Origin of the sequence: Mesorhizobium sp. B2-2-4 (assembly GCF_006442375.1) — a bacterium.
Taxonomy (GTDB): Bacteria; Pseudomonadota; Alphaproteobacteria; order Rhizobiales; family Rhizobiaceae; genus Mesorhizobium.
On sequence record NZ_VFWB01000002.1, the window covers coordinates 576,371 to 592,976 of the forward strand.

16 protein-coding genes are annotated in these 16,606 nt (G+C 62.3%); 7 read left to right on the forward strand and 9 right to left on the reverse strand.

Annotated elements, in window-relative coordinates:
- Positions 1-65: 65 nt before the first annotated feature.
- The gene (gene scpA / locus FJ959_RS07835) at positions 66-2,186 is read right to left on the reverse strand and encodes a methylmalonyl-CoA mutase (protein WP_140517950.1); all 2,121 of its coding nucleotides are present in this window, start codon (positions 2,184-2,186) and stop codon (positions 66-68) included.
- Positions 2,183-3,625, reverse strand: a complete 1,443-nt coding sequence (locus FJ959_RS07840) for a methylmalonyl-CoA mutase subunit beta (RefSeq protein ID WP_140629377.1) — start codon at positions 3,623-3,625, stop codon at positions 2,183-2,185. Before FJ959_RS07840 ends, scpA begins: the two co-directional genes overlap by 4 nt.
- Positions 3,626-3,907: 282 nt before the next feature.
- Between FJ959_RS07840 and FJ959_RS07845 the strand changes: the two genes are divergently transcribed.
- Positions 3,908-5,446 carry a helicase HerA-like C-terminal domain-containing protein gene (locus tag FJ959_RS07845; protein WP_140629379.1) on the forward strand — a complete coding sequence of 513 codons (1,539 nt, stop codon included), beginning with the start codon at positions 3,908-3,910 and terminating at the stop codon, positions 5,444-5,446.
- A gap of 85 nt (positions 5,447-5,531) precedes the next feature.
- On the opposite strand, the gene FJ959_RS07850 is transcribed toward FJ959_RS07845, so the two are convergent.
- Both FJ959_RS07850 and FJ959_RS07855 read right to left on the reverse strand, forming a co-directional pair.
- On the reverse strand, positions 5,532-6,356 hold the full coding sequence (locus FJ959_RS07850) for a L,D-transpeptidase (RefSeq protein WP_140629382.1): 825 nt from the start codon (positions 6,354-6,356) through the stop codon (positions 5,532-5,534).
- 202 nt (positions 6,357-6,558) lie between these two features.
- Positions 6,559-7,221, reverse strand: a complete 663-nt coding sequence (locus tag FJ959_RS07855) for a haloacid dehalogenase type II (RefSeq protein WP_140517954.1) — start codon at positions 7,219-7,221, stop codon at positions 6,559-6,561.
- A 154-nt stretch (positions 7,222-7,375) separates the two neighbouring features.
- Here FJ959_RS07855 and FJ959_RS07860 point away from each other — a divergent pair, with 154 nt between their 5' ends.
- From FJ959_RS07860 to FJ959_RS07875, 4 genes are all read left to right on the forward strand, one after another.
- Positions 7,376-8,254 carry a branched-chain amino acid aminotransferase gene (locus FJ959_RS07860; RefSeq protein WP_140494756.1) on the forward strand — a complete coding sequence of 293 codons (879 nt, stop codon included), beginning with the start codon at positions 7,376-7,378 and terminating at the stop codon, positions 8,252-8,254.
- A 172-nt stretch (positions 8,255-8,426) separates the two neighbouring features.
- Complete coding sequence (locus tag FJ959_RS07865; RefSeq protein ID WP_140629383.1) at positions 8,427-9,029, forward strand: superoxide dismutase; 603 nt, start codon at positions 8,427-8,429, stop codon at positions 9,027-9,029.
- A 157-nt stretch (positions 9,030-9,186) separates the two neighbouring features.
- Complete coding sequence (locus FJ959_RS07870) at positions 9,187-9,624, forward strand: cytochrome c (protein ID WP_140559431.1); 438 nt, start codon at positions 9,187-9,189, stop codon at positions 9,622-9,624.
- A 9-nt stretch (positions 9,625-9,633) separates the two neighbouring features.
- Positions 9,634-10,584: a cytochrome c gene (locus FJ959_RS07875; protein ID WP_140559432.1), complete on the forward strand. Its 951-nt coding sequence runs from the start codon at positions 9,634-9,636 to the stop codon at positions 10,582-10,584.
- Here FJ959_RS07875 and FJ959_RS07880 read toward each other — a convergent pair whose 3' ends face one another.
- From FJ959_RS07880 to FJ959_RS07890, 3 genes are all read right to left on the reverse strand, one after another.
- Positions 10,585-10,974 (reverse strand): SET domain-containing protein-lysine N-methyltransferase, encoded by a 390-nt coding sequence (locus FJ959_RS07880; RefSeq protein ID WP_140494748.1) that lies wholly within the window; start codon positions 10,972-10,974, stop codon positions 10,585-10,587.
- 159 nt (positions 10,975-11,133) lie between these two features.
- The gene (locus FJ959_RS07885; protein ID WP_140520736.1) at positions 11,134-11,760 is read right to left on the reverse strand and encodes a LysE family translocator; all 627 of its coding nucleotides are present in this window, start codon (positions 11,758-11,760) and stop codon (positions 11,134-11,136) included.
- A gap of 67 nt (positions 11,761-11,827) precedes the next feature.
- Complete coding sequence (locus FJ959_RS07890) at positions 11,828-13,942, reverse strand: S9 family peptidase (RefSeq protein ID WP_140629385.1); 2,115 nt, start codon at positions 13,940-13,942, stop codon at positions 11,828-11,830.
- Positions 13,943-14,058: 116 nt separating this feature from the next.
- Here FJ959_RS07890 and FJ959_RS07895 point away from each other — a divergent pair, with 116 nt between their 5' ends.
- On the forward strand, positions 14,059-14,427 hold the full coding sequence (locus tag FJ959_RS07895) for an SH3 domain-containing protein (RefSeq protein WP_140520957.1): 369 nt from the start codon (positions 14,059-14,061) through the stop codon (positions 14,425-14,427).
- Between the two features lie 429 nt (positions 14,428-14,856).
- Positions 14,857-15,282, forward strand: a complete 426-nt coding sequence (locus FJ959_RS07900; protein WP_095089970.1) for a MucR family transcriptional regulator — start codon at positions 14,857-14,859, stop codon at positions 15,280-15,282.
- A 184-nt stretch (positions 15,283-15,466) separates the two neighbouring features.
- Here FJ959_RS07900 and FJ959_RS07905 read toward each other — a convergent pair whose 3' ends face one another.
- Both FJ959_RS07905 and FJ959_RS07910 read right to left on the reverse strand, forming a co-directional pair.
- On the reverse strand, positions 15,467-15,895 hold the full coding sequence (locus FJ959_RS07905) for a SufE family protein (RefSeq protein ID WP_140495047.1): 429 nt from the start codon (positions 15,893-15,895) through the stop codon (positions 15,467-15,469).
- A gap of 98 nt (positions 15,896-15,993) precedes the next feature.
- On the reverse strand, positions 15,994-16,344 hold the full coding sequence (locus FJ959_RS07910) for a DUF5330 domain-containing protein (RefSeq protein ID WP_140517959.1): 351 nt from the start codon (positions 16,342-16,344) through the stop codon (positions 15,994-15,996).
- Positions 16,345-16,606 lie beyond the last annotated feature (262 nt).

Sequence of the window (16,606 nt, forward strand, 5' to 3'; positions counted from 1 at the left end):
CCGTTGCAACAGATATTATAACTTACGAATGGGAGGAAGGCCCGGACACACTCGTTGCCGATAACTCAGGACGCCAGCAGCCGGTCGATCAGCCGCTCCGCTGCTTGCGGGATCACGGTACCGGGCGGGAAGATTTCCGCCGCACCCGCTTGCAGCACGGCATCATAGTCCTGCGGAGGGATCACGCCGCCGGCAACGATCAGCATGTCGCTGTGGCCGAGCCTCTTCAGCGCATCCCTGAGTTCCGGGATCAGCGTCAGATGTCCCGCCGCCAGCGACGACGCGCCGACAATGTGCACATCCTGCTCGTGGGCGAGCTTCGCGATCTCCTCCGGCGTCTGGAACATGGCGCCGACGGTGACGTCGAAGCCGAGGTCGGCAAAGGCTGTGGCGATCACCTTCTGGCCGCGGTCATGTCCGTCCTGTCCCATTTTGGCGACCAGGATGCGCGGCTTGCCGCCGGTCTTCTTTTCGAACGCGCCGATCTTCTCCTGCAGCCGGTCGACGGCCGGATTGTCGCCGAGCGCCTGGCGGTAGACGCCGGAAATCGTCTGCACCGACGCGATGTGGCGGCCAAAGACCTTTTCCAGCGCCAGCGAAATCTCCCCGACCGTCGCATTGGCGCGCGCGGCGTGGATGGCGAATTCGAGCAGGTTCTCGCCGCTCTCGGCCGCGCGGGAGAGCGCTGCGAGCGCATTCTCGAGCACCGCGACGTCGCGCGTGCCCTTCAGCCGCTGCAGCTTCGATAGCTGCCGGGCTCTTACCTCGGCATTGTCGATCTTCAAGACGTCGACTTCGATATCCGCACCGGGCCGGTGCGCGTTGACGCCGACCAGCACCTGCTCGCCTGAATCGATGCGCGCCTGGGTGCGGGCGGCCGCCTCTTCGATGCGCAGCTTGGGAATGCCCTTCTCGGTGGCCGCGGCCATGCCGCCGAGCGCCTCGACCTCCTCGATATGGGCAAGCGCACGCGCTGCCAGATCATGCGTCAGCCTCTCGAGATAAGCCGAACCGCCCCACGGATCGATGATGCGCGTGGTGCCGGATTCCTTTTGCAGGATCAGCTGCGTGTTGCGGGCGATACGGGCCGAATGATCCGTCGGCAGCGCCATGGCCTCGTCGAAGGAATTGGTGTGCAGCGATTGTGTATGGCCCTGTGTGGCGGCCATCGCCTCGATCATCGTGCGGATGATGTTGTTGTAGGGATCCTGCGCCGTCAGCGACCAGCCAGAAGTCTGGCAGTGGGTGCGCAAGGACAGCGAACGCTCGTCCTTCGGCGAAAAATTCTTCATCATCAGGCTTGACCACAGCAGCCGCGCCGCCCTGAGCTTGGCGACTTCCATGAAGAAGTTCATGCCAACAGCCCAGAAGAAGGACAGGCGCGGGGCGAAGCGGTCGATGTCGAGCCCGGCCGCGACGCCGGCGCGGGCATATTCGATTCCGTCGGCAATCGTATAGGCGAGCTCCAGGTCCGCCGTCGCGCCGGCCTCCTGCATATGGTAGCCGGAGATCGAGATCGAGTTGAATTTCGGCATGTGCCTGGATGTGTAGGAGAAGATGTCCGACACGATCCGCATCGAGGGCTTCGGCGGATAGATATAGGTGTTGCGGACCATGAACTCCTTCAGAATGTCGTTCTGAATGGTCCCTGCGAGATCCTTCTGCGCAACCCCTTGTTCCTCGGCCGCCACGATGTAGAGCGCCATGATCGGCAGCACCGCGCCGTTCATGGTCATCGACACCGTCATCTCGCCGAGCGGAATTCCGTCGAAGAGCTGGCGCATGTCGAGGATGGAATCGATGGCCACGCCCGCCATTCCGACATCGCCGGCCACCCGCGGATGATCGCTGTCATAGCCGCGGTGCGTGGCGAGATCGAAGGCGACCGACAAGCCTTTCTGGCCGGCGGCAAGATTGCGCCTGTAGAAGGCGTTGGATTCTTCCGCGGTCGAGAAACCGGCATACTGCCGGATCGTCCACGGCTGCTGGACATACATGGTCGGATAGGGTCCGCGCACGAAGGGCGGCATGCCCGGATAGGTGTCGAGATGCGGCAGCCCCTTCAGGTCGCCCTGATTGTACAGATGTTTGACGGCAAGGCCTTCCGGCGTCATCCGCTGGCCCTTGATCTCGACCGGCGCCCGCCGCGGCGGCGCCCAGCCGACCTGGCTGAAATCCGGAATCAAGAAGCGGCTCCGATCGATTGATCGATGCGGACCGGAAACAGCGGCTCGCACATGACGATGCCTTCCGTGAAGGCAGGTCGCCGCTCCGCGGCCAGCGTCTCGACCGCGCGCTCGGTTTTCTGCGGATAGAGCGTGGCGCCGACGATGGCGCGCTCGCGGGATCGGAAGGCGGCAGCGCGCTGGGCGGCGGCGGTGCGAACGCGCTCCTGTATGCGTCCCTCCTGAAGGCTGGACAGCACGCCGCCCTCGGCCTCGATCGCCTGCAACTCGGCCCAAGCCGCTTCGCAGAGGCCAGCAGTGAGCGCTTCGACGCCACCGGAGCCGCAGGCGGGATCGGCGACCTGATCGATGTGGCTTTCATTGGCCATGATCAACTGCGCGTTACGGGCCACGCGGCGTGCGAAAGGCGCCGGCAGGCCATGCGCGACGGTGTGCGGCAGGATGGCGATCGAATCGGCTCCGCCCGCCGCCGCGGCGAAGCAGGCGATCGTCGTGCGCAGGATGTTGGTCTCCGGGTCTAATGCCGTCATCATCCGAAACGACGTCTCGGCGTGAATATTGGCCGTCGAAGTCGGGATCGAGCAGGCCTCCTGGACGCGAGCCCACAGCCTGCGCAAGGCCCTGACCTTGGCGATCGACAGGAACTGATCCTGGTCGGCGCTCAGCGCAAAACCGATATGGGGCGCTGCGTAGACGAGCGGTTGCCGCGCTTTCTCGAACATCCTGAGATAGGAGACGGCCGAAGCGAGCATGATGCCAAGCTCCTGCGCCTCTGTGGCGCCGGCATTGTGGAACACCCGCCCATCCGCCTCGAGCAGCACACCGGGCACGCCCATCGAAAAGAAATGTGCCAGCGATTGCGGCATGGATTCCTGCAGCGCCTCGATCGACATGCGCAACCGGCCGGTTCCGGCCAGGATCGCCGCCGGATCGATGCCGAAGGAGAGGTTGAGCTTTGCCGGGTCGGAGCGGCGCTTGCCAAGGAACGCCACCAGCCAGTCGGCCATGGGGCGGCTCCATGGGTGGGCGTCGATGCGGATCTGGACGCGGTTTAACGGGATGCCGTCCAGAACCGTCTCCAGCGCCTGCGCCGTTCTCGGCAGGCCGTAGCCGAAGGCGTTCGGGGCACCTTCGAAGACGAGCGACAATCCCGTCGCGCCCTGCGCGACGTCCTCCAGCGCCTGGGCTTTGGCGCGACCAATGTCGGGATCGTCGATGCGCTGGCTGACGATCCACGGCGATCCGGGGTTGGCGCGCACGATCGGCTCGGCCGCCGCCGCGCGCTCATAAAGCGGTTCCACGCGGATGCCGTCATCGGTGTGCGAGACCAGTTTTTCCTCGAAAGATGCGCCGGCGAGCGCCTTTTCAGCCAGGGCCAGCCATCGCTGCCGGTCGGCATTCGGAACTTCGTTATCCCTGGTCAAGGCTCCGGCGCTCATCCACTGTCCTCGTCACTATGCGGCCGCATCAGCCTGGAGCACTTCAGTCTACGGGTCCCGGTGCGATACCGCAATGCAATGCGCTTCCAAGACTCGAATTCGATCCCTCGAGCGTACACCAGCCTTCGAGCACGAAGCATGAACGATTGCCAAACATGGGCAAAATCCGCAAGCTCCAAAAAAGGCCATTTTCGCCGATCGCCATTGTCGCTGTGCAAGGCCCCCACTATACCTTCGGGCGAAGGGCTGGTTTTATACACAGCAGTTGCGGAGACCGGACATATGGCTGACGACACCATTTTCATCGGCGCCAGCCGCAAGCCCGACGACAGCTATCAGCGTCCCGAAAACCTGCTTTTGCACTATGGCAACCGTCACGGCCTGGTGACCGGTGCCACCGGCACCGGCAAGACGGTCACCTTGCAAATATTGGCCGAGGGATTCTCCAATGCCGGCGTGCCGGTGTTCTGCGCCGACATCAAGGGCGATCTCTCCGGCATAGCCATGATCGGCACGGCGCAGGATTTCCTGGTCAAGCGCGCCGAGCAGGTCAAGCTCGCCCCCTATGACTTCCAGGAATTCCCCGTCATCTTCTGGGATCTGTTCGGCGAACAGGGCCACCCCATCCGCGCCACCATCTCCGAGATGGGCCCGCTGCTCTTGTCGCGGTTGATGAATCTGTCCGAAGCCCAGGAAGGGATCATGAACATCGCCTTCCGCATCGCCGATGAGGAAGGCCTGCTGCTGCTCGACCTCAAGGACCTGCAGGCGCTGCTCGCCAATATCGCCGGGCGCGCCGAAGAGATCAGCGCCCGCTACGGCAATGTGACGAAACCCTCGGTCGGGGCCATCCAGCGCACGCTGCTGGTGCTGGAACAGCAGGGGGCGGCGAACTTCTTCGGCGAGCCGGCATTGCGCATCGCCGACATCATGCGCACCACCCGCGACGGCCGCGGCGCCATCAGCGTGCTGGCCGCCGACAAGCTGATGATGAATCCGCGACTCTACGCGACGTTCCTGCTTTGGCTGATGTCGGAACTGTTCGAGGAGCTGCCCGAAGTGGGCGACCCCGACCAGCCGAAGCTGGTCTTCTTCTTCGACGAGGCACATCTGCTTTTCGACGACGCGCCGAAGGTGCTGATCGACCGCGTCGAGCAGGTGGTGCGCCTGATCCGCTCGAAGGGCGTCGGTGTCTATTTCGTCACGCAGAACCCTTTGGATATTCCTGAGAAGGTCCTGGCCCAGCTCGGCAACCGCGTCCAGCATGCGCTGCGCGCCTACACGCCGCGCGAGCAGCAGGCGGTAAGGACCGCGGCTGAGACGTTCCGGCCGAATCCGGATTTCGATTGCGCGACCGTGATCACGCAACTGGGCACCGGCGAAGCGCTGGTTTCAGTGCTGGAAGCCAAGGGCATCCCGTCCATGGTCCAGCGCACGCTGATCCGTCCGCCATCGTCACGACTTGGGCCCATAACCCCAGCCGAGCGGCGGAAGCTGATCCAGGAAAGCCCGGTGATCGGTCAGTACGATGAGGGTGTCGATCGCGAATCGGCTTTCGAGATGCTGCAGAAAAAGGCCAAGGACGCGGCGGATGCCGAGGCACAGCAGGCCGACGCCGGCCGTTCACGCTGGACCATTCCGGGCTTCGGCAATGATGCTCCGCCGCCGCAACCCGGCGGCAGACGCCCGCCTCAACCGCGCCCGTCCAACCGCCAGACGGTGGCGGAAGCCGCGATCAAGTCGGTGGTGCGCTCTGTCGGCTCGTCGGTCGGCCGCGCCATCGTGCGCGGGATACTCGGGAGTCTGTCGAGGGGCAGATAGGGAAGCGCGATCGCGCAACGGCCATGCAGGGATAGGCTGATGTGGAGGTGAAGGCGGCGAGTCGCCGCATTCACCCTCGCTCCCATCAGAAAATCGCGTCGCCCACCGCTTTCACCGGGCCAAGCAGCACCGATCCGTCCGGCACGCCGGCATCGATCGGGATGGCTTTGTGATTCGCGGTCGCCACCATGGGCTGGCTGGCGTCGCTGGTCACGATGACCGGGGTCTTCGAAGGCACGCGATCATATAGGTCTATAATGTCCTGGTTCATCAGGCGCACGCAGCCCGACGACACCGACTTGCCGATCGAACGCCATTCCGGCGAGCCGTGCAGCCGGTAGAGCGTGTCGACGTTGCCCTGGAAGAGATAGAGCGCACGTGCACCGAGCGGGTTTTTCAGCCCGCCCGGCATACCGCCATTGTCAGCGCTGTATTGCCTCAGTTCCGGCTGCCGGGCGATCATCTCGTCCGGCGGCGTCCATTTCGGCCACTTCTGTTTCCACTGGACGACGGCATCGCCCGACCATTCGAAGCCGGCGCGGCCGAGGCCGACGCCGTAGCGGATCGCCTGGCCGCCCGGACGAACCAGATAGAGGAAGTGGCCGGTCGTATCGACGACGATGGTTCCCGGCTTCTGGCCGGTCGGGTCGGGCACGATCTGGCGCAGGAATTGCGGATCGATCCTGTCGACGGGAATGGCCGGCACTTCGAAACCGCCATCGCTGACGGCGGCGTACATCGTCACGTAGTCGGCGAGCGGCGGCTCGACATAGGCCGGTGGCGGTGGCTCGACTGGCCCGGACCCGGTGGTGGCGCATGCGGAAACCGCGATCGAGGCGGCGCCCAGGGCTGCGGCATTGAGAAAGCCGCGACGGCTCAGGCGATAGGATTCGATTTCGGCTGGGAACATGGTTGCCTTCTTTAAGTCTGAAATCGCAACAAAGCATGAATATGCCGACCGTTGCGAGGGTGCCTGATCAACACTTGGGCGCGATAGGCGGTTCCGAATCTGGCCTCAAGGTGGACAAACAAAGGCGAAGCTGTGACCGCGTCGCCACTGTGGCGCTACGGTCACAGGAGCGAAAACCAGGATTACTTTTGGGCCGCATGCGTTAGCCACCTGTGACAAGGGCATCGAGCGACGGCAGGATCAGGGCCGGTGGAAAATCTCGATACTCCTCCGGCTGGTTGGAGCGGTTGATCCACACGGTGCGGAAGCCGAACTTGGTCGCGCCGGCAATGTCCCAGCGGTTGGACGACTGGAAGGAGACCGCACCCGGATAGAGGCGCCAGCCTGTCGTGACCATGTCGTAGACCGACGGATCGGTCTTGAAGCGCCGTACCGCATCGACGGAATAGATATCGTCCAGCACCTGATCGAGCGCCGCGGATTTAACGGCTGCCTCCAGCATTTCCGGTGAACCGTTGGACAGGATTGCCAGCTTGGCGCCGGACGCCTTCAGCGCCTTCAGCACGGCGGGCACTTCCGCATAGCAGTCCAGCCGCCAATAGGCATCCAGCAATACCGCCTTGAGGCCGGGATCGGCAGAGGGCACCTTGTGCAACGCGAAATCAAGTGCCTGCTCGGTGAGTTGCCAAAAATCGGCATAGGCGCCCATCAACGTACGCACCCAGGAATATTCGAGTTGCTTGGCGCGCCAGATCTCGGACAGCAACTGGCCGTCCGGTCCGATGGCGTCGGCGTGGCGGCGCACGGCGGCATGAACATCGAACAGTGTGCCGTAGGCGTCGAAAACATAAGCGGCGTATTGCATGGCAACAGTTTTGAGGCGAGGCGGGGCAAGGTGCAAGTCTTGATTGCAGCGCGCCGTCTGTGGCCTCAACAAAACTCCCCGATGCTGGTTGACGACGCCGGCCAAAGCGTCATCCAATGCTGCAACACGAGATTGATCGGAACGGGACAAAGCAATGACACTGGCGGCTGCCGCACTTTCCGCGACATGGACTTTCGTCGACGGCGACTGGTACGAGGGCAATGTCGCCGTTTTGGGCCCGCGCAGCCACGCAATGTGGCTCGGCACCAGCGTGTTCGACGGCGCCCGCTGGTTCGAAGGTGTCGCTCCCGATCTTGACCTTCATGCCGCGCGCGTGAATGCCTCGGCGATCGCGCTCGGTCTCAAGCCTTCGATGACGGCCGAGAAGATCGTCGGGCTGACCTGGGACGGATTGAAGAAATTCGATGGCAAGACGGCTGTCTATATCAGGCCGATGTATTGGGCCGAGCACGGCGGCTATATGGGCGTGCCGGCCGATCCCGCCTCGACCCGTTTCTGCCTGTGCCTCTACGAATCGCCGATGATCTCGCCGACCGGCTTTTCCGTGACGGTTTCGCCGTTCCGGCGCCCGACTATCGAAACCATGCCGACCAACGCCAAGGCCGGCTGCCTCTATCCCAACAATGGCCGCGCCATCCTCGAAGCCAAGATGCGCGGCTTCGACAACGCCCTGGTGCTCGACATGCTGGGCAACGTCGCCGAGACCGGAACCTCGAACATCTTCCTGGTCAAGGACGGCCACGTCCTGACGCCGGCGCCGAACGGCACCTTCCTGTCGGGCATCACCCGCTCGCGCACGATGACGTTGCTTGGCGAGTACGGGTTCAAGACCACGGAAAAGGCGCTGTCGGTGCGTGAATTCCTCGAAGCGGATGAGATTTTTTCGACCGGCAACCATTCCAAGGTCATTCCGATCACGCGCATCGAGGACCGCAGCCTGCAGCCCGGGCCGGTGGCCAAGAAGGCGCGGGAGCTCTATTGGGATTGGGCGCATTCGACGTCGGCGGGCTGATCCGTCCAGGCTTTTCGTCGCAATGCGCCCGGTTTCCGGAAACTGTGTGACAGTTCTCCGGAACCCGCTTAGAAAGAGCACCCGGCGCTTCACTTTTCGGAGTTGTCCGAACCCAATCCAGACCTATCTTAGTCCGGTATCGACACCGGATTTCCTTGAGGGAGTACCTTCCATGGCTTTTGAATTGCCCGCTCTGCCTTACGACTATGAGGCCTTGCAGCCCTACATGTCGAAAGAGACGCTGGAATATCACCACGACAAGCACCACAAGGCCTATGTCGACAACGGCAATAAGCTTGCCGCCGAAGCCGGCCTTGGCGATCTGTCGGTAGAAGAGGTGGTCAAGCAGTCGTTCGGCAAGAATGCCGGCCTCTTCAACAATGCCGCCCAGCACTACAATCACATCCATTTCTGGAAGTGGATGAAAAAGGGCGGCGGCGGCAACAAGCTGCCGGGTGCGTTGCAGGAGGCTTTCGACAGCGATCTGGGTGGCTACGACAAATTCAAGGCCGACTTCATCGCCGCCGGCACGACCCAGTTCGGTTCCGGCTGGGCCTGGGTTTCGGTCAAGGATGACAAGCTGGCGATCTCGAAGACGCCGAACGGCGAGAATCCCCTCGTCCATGGCGCGGCGCCGATCCTCGGCGTCGATGTCTGGGAGCACTCCTACTACATCGACTATCGCAACGCCCGGCCGAAATATCTCGAGGCCTTCGTCGACAGCCTGATCAACTGGGATCATGTTCTCGAACTCTACGAAAAAGCGAAAGCCTGATCGAGATTCAGAAAGCCCCGGCACCCCCGGGGCTTTTCTTTTTCTGTGCCGAGATCCCACAGCAAAGGTCTGCAAAATCGTCGGGGGAAGGGAATATTCCTCCCGCCACGTCCGTTAACGTCCTGTCCCGAAATGCCCTCATCATGGAGCTAATTGAATGAGAAAGCTTGTCGTCGCCATCTCTATGCTCGCGTTCGCCGGTTCGGCGGCCTTTGCCGACCCGATCCTCGACCGCCAGGCCCTGATGAAGGAACGCGGGAAGATCGTCGGCGGCCTGTCGAAAGTGGTCAAGGGTGAGGAGCCCTTTGATGCCGCCGCAGTACTGACTGCGCTGCAGGCGCTCCAGGCGAACGCGGAAAAATTCGACGCCGACGTCCTGTTCCCGGCGGGCAGCGACACGGGCGACACCACGGCGGCGCCGAAGATCTGGCAAGACATGGCCGGTTTCAAGGCGACAGAAGACAAGTATCTTGCCGACGTCAAGGCCGCGGTCGCCGCGGCCCCAGCCGACGTGGATTCCCTGAAGACGCAAATCGGCGTCATCGGCTCCGACTGCGGCACCTGCCACAAGGGCTACAGGGTCAAGAAAGGCTAATCGCCGGCCATGGCATGGCTGAGGAAGTTTGTCGGCGCCGCACTCGTGCTCGGCGGCGTCGGCGCGGTTGCCGCGTGGACGCTTTCGGCGCCGGTGAAGCTCGATGCGGAAACCCTGGCCAAGCTCGCGCCTGGTGACGCGGCCAGGGGCAAGCGCATTTTTTATGCCGGCGGCTGCACCTCCTGCCATGCAAAACCCGGTTCGAAAGGCGATGAGCGGCTCGAACTTGTCGGCGGCCTTGAACTCAAGACTCCGTTTGGCACGTTTGTGCCGCCCAACATTTCGCAAGACCCCAAGGACGGCATCGGCGCGTGGTCGGCCGAGGATCTCGCCAATGCCATGCTGAAGGGTGTCTCGCCGTCGGGCGAGCATTTCTATCCGGCATTTCCCTATACGTCCTACGCGCGCATGAAGCCCGCCGACATTGCCGATCTCTATGCCTTCCTGAAGACGCTGCCGGCGGTTGCCGGCCGAGCGCCGGCCAATTCATTGAGTTTCCCGTTCAACATCCGTCGCGGCATCGGCTTGTGGAAACGGCTCTATCTCAGCGAGCAGCCTGTTGTGTCCCTGCCCGAAGGCGCGCCTGGTCCTGTGATTGCCGGTCGCTACCTGGTCGAGGGACCGGGTCATTGCGGCGAATGTCACACACCGCGTGACCTTGCGGGGGGGACAAAGAAGAGCGAGTGGCTGGCTGGAGCCACAGCCGCCGAAGGCAGCGGCATCGTCCCCAATATCACCTCCGGGGAGGGCGGCATCGGCGACTGGTCGCAGGCCGATATCGCCAACTATCTCGAAACCGGCTTCACGCCCGATTTCGATTCCGTTGGCGGGGCCATGGTCGACGTGCAGAGGAACATGGCCGAACTGGCGCCCGAGGACCGCGCGGCGATCGCGGCCTATCTCAAGGCGGTTCCGCCGCATCCGAACGGCTATCCGGCGCGCAAAAAACCGGCGAGCTGACTACGGGTGGCGATCGCCCAGGAAGTCGAAGCCCGCCGCGAAGAAATGATTGTAGTTGCAGGTCAGTTCCTCGCCGGCCGCGATGTCGCGCAACGCAAAGCTTTCCTCCGGCGAGGATACGTCGCAATTCGGCTCGTCGGCGTGGTTCATGTAGCGTGCATCGTCGGCCTCGAAGACGATGTAGTTCGGATCTCGCCTGTCCGGATAGGCATAGCGGTCGAGATAGCTCTTCACCGGTCCTGTCTGGCTCTCATAGGTCTCGACCTCGATGAGCCGGTCGAATCTCGGATCCAGCTTCCAGATCATCGTGCCGCGGGAAATGGGATTCTTGGCAAAGACACCAATGCCCTGGATGGGGGATTTGTCGAGATAGACGTCGACGAGCAGCATGGCAGGCCCTTGTGCGATTGTGGGCTGTCATGGCCCGGGACAAAACGCGCCTTGGGTAGCGCGCGGGCATCGCAATTGCGAGCGAAAACCAGCAACACGGAATTCAAAAACCAATGATTGCCCGGCTCGCCGAGAAGGCGCGCCGGTCACCGTTTCGCGTCAGCGCTGCTGAAGCGCCAGCCGCACGCCCAGGCCGCAGTAGATGCCGCCGACAATCTTGCCCTGCCATTTCAACACCGTGGGATTTCGACGCAGGAAAGTGCCAAGCCCGCCTGCGCTCACCGCGAAAACCACTGTGCTGAAGAGGCCCAGCAGAACAAAGATGATCCCCAATACCGCCAACTGGAGCATGACCGATCCGTTTTCGGGCCGCACGAACTGTGGCAGGAACGCGAGGAAGAAAAGCGCCGTCTTGGGGTTGAGCATCTCAGTCAGTATGGCTTGCCGAAACGCCTTGCCCGCTGAGATTGGGAACCTGCCGGCGGCGAGATCGGCCGGCGTCTTTTCCATGATCGCGCGAATGCCGAGATAAACGAGATATGCCGCACCGAGATACTTCACGGCGCTGAACAACACCGCCGATGCGGCGATGATCGCCGAGATGCCGACCATGGCCGTGAAGGTGTGAAACACGTCGCCGGCCGCGATCCCTGCGCCGGTTGCGATGCCGGCTTTGGTTCCCGAACTCGTTGCCCGCGCGACCGTCAGCAGCGTGGCGGGACCGGGAATAAACACAAAACCGAGCACCACGGCGACATAGGTGGTCAATGTGGCCAGGTCGATCATTGCTCGCATCCTCCTCGGCGTTCGTCGTCGATCAAGTCACGCCAGGGGCCGAAGGGCAATGACCGCTTCAGCCCTGCGGCCCTGTTGCCTTGCCTGTCACTTTCAAGGCGAATGAATATGTGTAGGCGATCTCCTCCAGCCGGGAAAACCGGCCGGACGCGCCGGCATGGCCCGATTCCATGTTGATCTTGAACAGGACCGGATTGTCGCCCGTCTTGCGCTCGCGCAGCCGCGCCACCCATTTGGCCGGTTCCCAATAGGTGACGCGCGGGTCGGTGAGACCGGCTAGCGCCAGGATCGGTGGATAGCCGAGCGCGGCGACATTGTCATAGGGCGAGTAGGCGGCGATCGTCCGGTAGTCGTCCGCCGACGCGATCGGATTGCCCCATTCAGGCCACTCCGGCGGGGTCAGCGGCAGGCTGGCGTCGAGCATGGTGGTGAGCACGTCGACGAAAGGCACCTCGGCAACGATGCCGCCGAAACAGTCCGGCGCCATGTTGGCGACCGCGCCCATCAGCATGCCGCCGGCGGATCCACCTTGCGCGACGATGCGGTCATGCACAGTGTAGCGTTCGGCGACCAGATGGCGTGCACAGGCGATGAAATCGGTGAAAGTGTTCATCTTGTGCGCCCGCTTGCCATCATCGTACCAGCCATAGCCCTTGTCCTTGCCGCCGCGGACGTGGGCGATCGCAAAGACAAAGCCGCGGTCGACCAGCGAGAACCAGTTGGTGTTGAAGGCCGCCGGCACCGTGATGCCATAGGAACCGTAGCCGTAAAGCAGGCAAGGCGCGGAGCCGTCCAGCGGGGTATCGCGGCGGTACAAGAGCGAGACCGGCACCAATTCGCCATCAGCCGCGGGCGCCATCAGCCGACGCGTGACATAGCGCCCCGGGTCGTGGCCGGACGGCACCTCCTGGGTCTTGAGCAACACGCGCTCGCGGGTGCGCATGTTGTAGTCGAAGACCTGCGCCGGCGTCGTCATCGATGAATAGGTGAAGCGCATGATCTCGGTGTCGTATTCCAGGGATCCCGACAGGCCGAGCGAAAACGCCTCCTCGTCGAAGGAGATCAGGTGTTCCTCGCCGGTTGCACGGTCGCGCACGACGATGCGCGGCAGGCCCTCCTTGCGCTCCAGCCTGACCATATGGTTCTTGAAGCCGATCACCGACAGGATCAGCCGGCCGGCCTCGTGCGGAACCAGTTCCTGCCAGTTGGCGCGGATCGGATCGCTCGCCGGCGCCGTCATGATCTTGAAGTCCTTGGCCCCATCGGCGTTGGTCAGGATGAAGAAAATGTCGCCGCCTTCCTCCATCTCGTATTGAAGACCGGTCTCGCGCGCCGCCACCAGCTTCGGCTCGCTAAACGGCTCGCCCGCGCTCAGCAGCCGGTATTCCGATGTCTCGTGGTCGTTGATGGCAACCATGATCCATTCATTGGAGCGCGTGCCGCCGACATTCATGAAGAAGCCGGGATCATTTTCCTCATAGATCAGCCGGTCGCTTGCCGGATCCTGCCCAAGCGCATGGAACAGCACCTTGGAGGGACGGTGGTTGGGGTCGAGCCGGGTGTAGAAAAACCCGTCATTGGCGGCGTTCCACACCCCCGAACCGCCGGTGTCTGGAACCGTGTCCGCGAGTTCCTTGCCGTCGGAGAGGTCGCGCACCCGAAGCGTATAGAATTCGGAGCCCTTGTCGTCGAACGCCCATAAAAGCTTGCCATGGTCGGCCGAATGATCGACGCCGCCAAGCCGGAAATAAGCCTTGCCTTCGGCCTCGGCATCGCCGTCGAGCAGGATATGCTGCGCGCCGCCGTCCCGCGGCATGCGGAAATAGCGCGGCTGCTCGCCGCCGAGTTTGAAGGAGGAGCCATACGCATAGGGTCCGTCCTTCATCGGCACGGAAGAATCGTCTTCCTTGATGCGACCCTTCATCTCCTTGAACAGCCGCTTCCGCAAATCGGCCGTGTCGGCCATCAGTTTCGACTGGTAGGCGTTCTCGGCTTCGAGATGGGCGCGGATGCCCGCATCGAGCAATGCGGGGTCCCTGAACATCTCCTGCCAATTGTCGGCCCGCAGCCAGGAATAGTCGTCCGTTCGCGTGATACCGTGATGCGTGTCGAAAACCGGCCGCTTCTCGGGCGATGGCGGGGTGACATCCGGGAATGCAGAAGTTTTGGTCATTGCGTCTCGCTTTGGAAATGTCCTGAATGGCCAATGAACACGCCGATCAGCGCGGGTTCAAGAGCCGGGTCTTATTGCTGCGCCGGGCTCCAGAAAGCGGGCCGGGAGGAGAAATAATGTATATCTATGCTCGCACCGTCGCGGCTCTCGCCGTCGTTTCCGCAACTATGGCCATCGCCGGCCAATCTCATGCGACCGTATTCGCCGCTTGGCAAGTGGCCAACGTGCCGTTCGGCGACACGCTCAACGTGCGCAAATATCCCTCGGGCACGTCCCAGAAACAGGCCGCATATCCGAACGGCACCGTTTTGCAGATGACCGGACGATGCACTGGCGGGACGAACCTGCTCGACATCGCCAATCAGCCGGCATGGAAGCAGCAGCAGGCGGTTCGCTATCGCTGGTGCGAAGTCTGGCATGATCCGGCGAAGAACGGCGGTTTTGTCACCGGGTGGGCCTATGGCAAATACATCGCCCCGTATTGAGTGATCCGAGCTGGTCGGCTGCACGACGCGTGAGGGCCGGCAATGGCCGAGGTGGGGCAACCTATGGTTTTGTGAAAGGGGGTGAGCAACCAAGATTGCCGGCGCGATCGCCAAGCAAAGCGAAGCACTCGGAGATGCTTTGTGAGTTAGCGCGAATGTAACGGTTAGCTAACGCTGCGTCACCGGTCGCTGGTTTCGCCTGCGAAATATCGAAAAATTACATCGTGCACGAAAGATTGAAGCTGATCCGAAAATATTTGATCAACATCGTTCAATATAGTGCAAGGATCGAATTGACTTACTTGCTAGGTAGGTTCATTGATGCCCCCGCGACACGAATCGCAGAAGCTCTGTCTGCACAAAATTCGTGCAATGCCTTGCCTGTAAAAAAGGGCGCACTAAACTAACTCTCGTTGGGGCCTGAAGACCATGGATATTGTCGAAACACCTTCCAGAAACAGCGACGCGCTGATCGAGCTGACCGCCGACGTGGTGGCCGCCTATGTCAGCAACAATCCCGTGCCGGTCGGCGAACTGCCGAACCTCATCTCCGATGTCCATGCTGCTCTCGGGCGTGTGGGCGGAACCGCCGAACAGCCGCCCGCCGACAAGCAGAAGCCGGCAGTGAACCCGAAGCGCTCGGTTCATGACGACTACATCGTTTGCCTTGAAGACGGCAAAAAGTTCAAGTCGCTCAAGCGTCACCTGATGACTCATTATGATCTGACGCCGGATCAGTATCGCGAAAAGTGGAACCTCGACCCGAGCTACCCGATGGTTGCCCCGAACTACGCGGCCGCCCGCTCCCAGCTCGCCAAGAAGATGGGGCTCGGCCGCAAGCGCAAGGCCCGCTAAGCATTTGCTGCCAGGTGAGTACACTTGGTATCGCAGAATGCGGCTCAGCCGATAGATAGAGCCGGACGGAAGGTTCAACGATCGACATCGGCGCCTTCGGGCGCCGTTTTACTTTGCCGGCCGGGCCGGACAGCGCTGGTACCAGTGCGCGGTATGATGCGATCGGCTGATCGCGGAGGCGATATCAGGCCGTCTGCTCGAGTGCGGCCTCTGCGTCGCGCCTGATGCGCTTGACCATCGAGCGAAGGCCGTTGGCGCGCTGCGGCGACAGGTGCTCGTCCAGGCCGAGCGCCTTCAGCGTCGCTTCCGCATCGATTTTCTGGATCTCGCTGGCGGTCTTGCCGGAGAACAGCGCCAGCATGATCGCCACCAGCCCGCGTACGATATGGGCGTCCGAATCGCCCCTGAAGGTGATGACCGGATCGCCGCCCGGTCCCCGTTCGGTGGTCAGCCAGACCTGGCTGACGCAGCCCGGCACCTTGTTGGCGGCGGTGCGTTCCTCATCCGGGAATGGCGGCAGCGCCTCGCCGAGTTCGATGACATAACGATAGCGGTCCTCCCATTCGTCAAGGAATGAGAAGTCGTCGCGGATCGTCTGGATCGTGGTCGTCATGACAGGGATATAGTCATCCACCGTCGCCGCGTCACGGAAAAACAAGGACACCGCGGGCGTCGAGAGGCAGACTGCCCGCGGTGCGCCGTCGAAACGGCTTAATTCTTTACCGGCAGGTTGACTGTCTCGGGCAAGACGACTTCTTCGGGAACGCTGCCGGTCATTGTGGAGATGTCGGGGCCTGCGGACTTGTCGTCCAGCATGGCGGCCGCGATCTTGGCTGTCTCCTTGGCCCTTGCGGTGATGGTGTGCATTGCCGACTTGCCGGTCTCACAGACATCGGGCTTGCGTTCGCAAATACCGGCGATGTCGCCGACCGCGTCGCGGGCTGCGAACAGGGCCTGGATCGGTCCTACGCTTTCCTGGCCCGGCTCGCCGGGACCGACGCCCAGCGGCAGTGCCAGCAGCACCAGCGAAAACCAGAAAGCCATTCTCATCAGGAAGAACATGCTCGCCTCTTGTCGTGACCGGATCATGCAGCCATGAGCATGACCTCTTTTGTGGGCGGGATATTGGCACACAGGCGCAAAGGACGGCTTGCGGGTTAGCCGAGAATTTTCTTCAAATTTGAGGCAAATTCGAAACGAAGCGTTTTGCTGTCGATTTGTCTCAGATTGGAACCATTTTTCTTATCATCCATCAGCCATATATTCCTTTGTTTCTATTGCGTTTTCCACAAAATCAGGCGGTCGGTGCGCTGCGGCTGGCCAC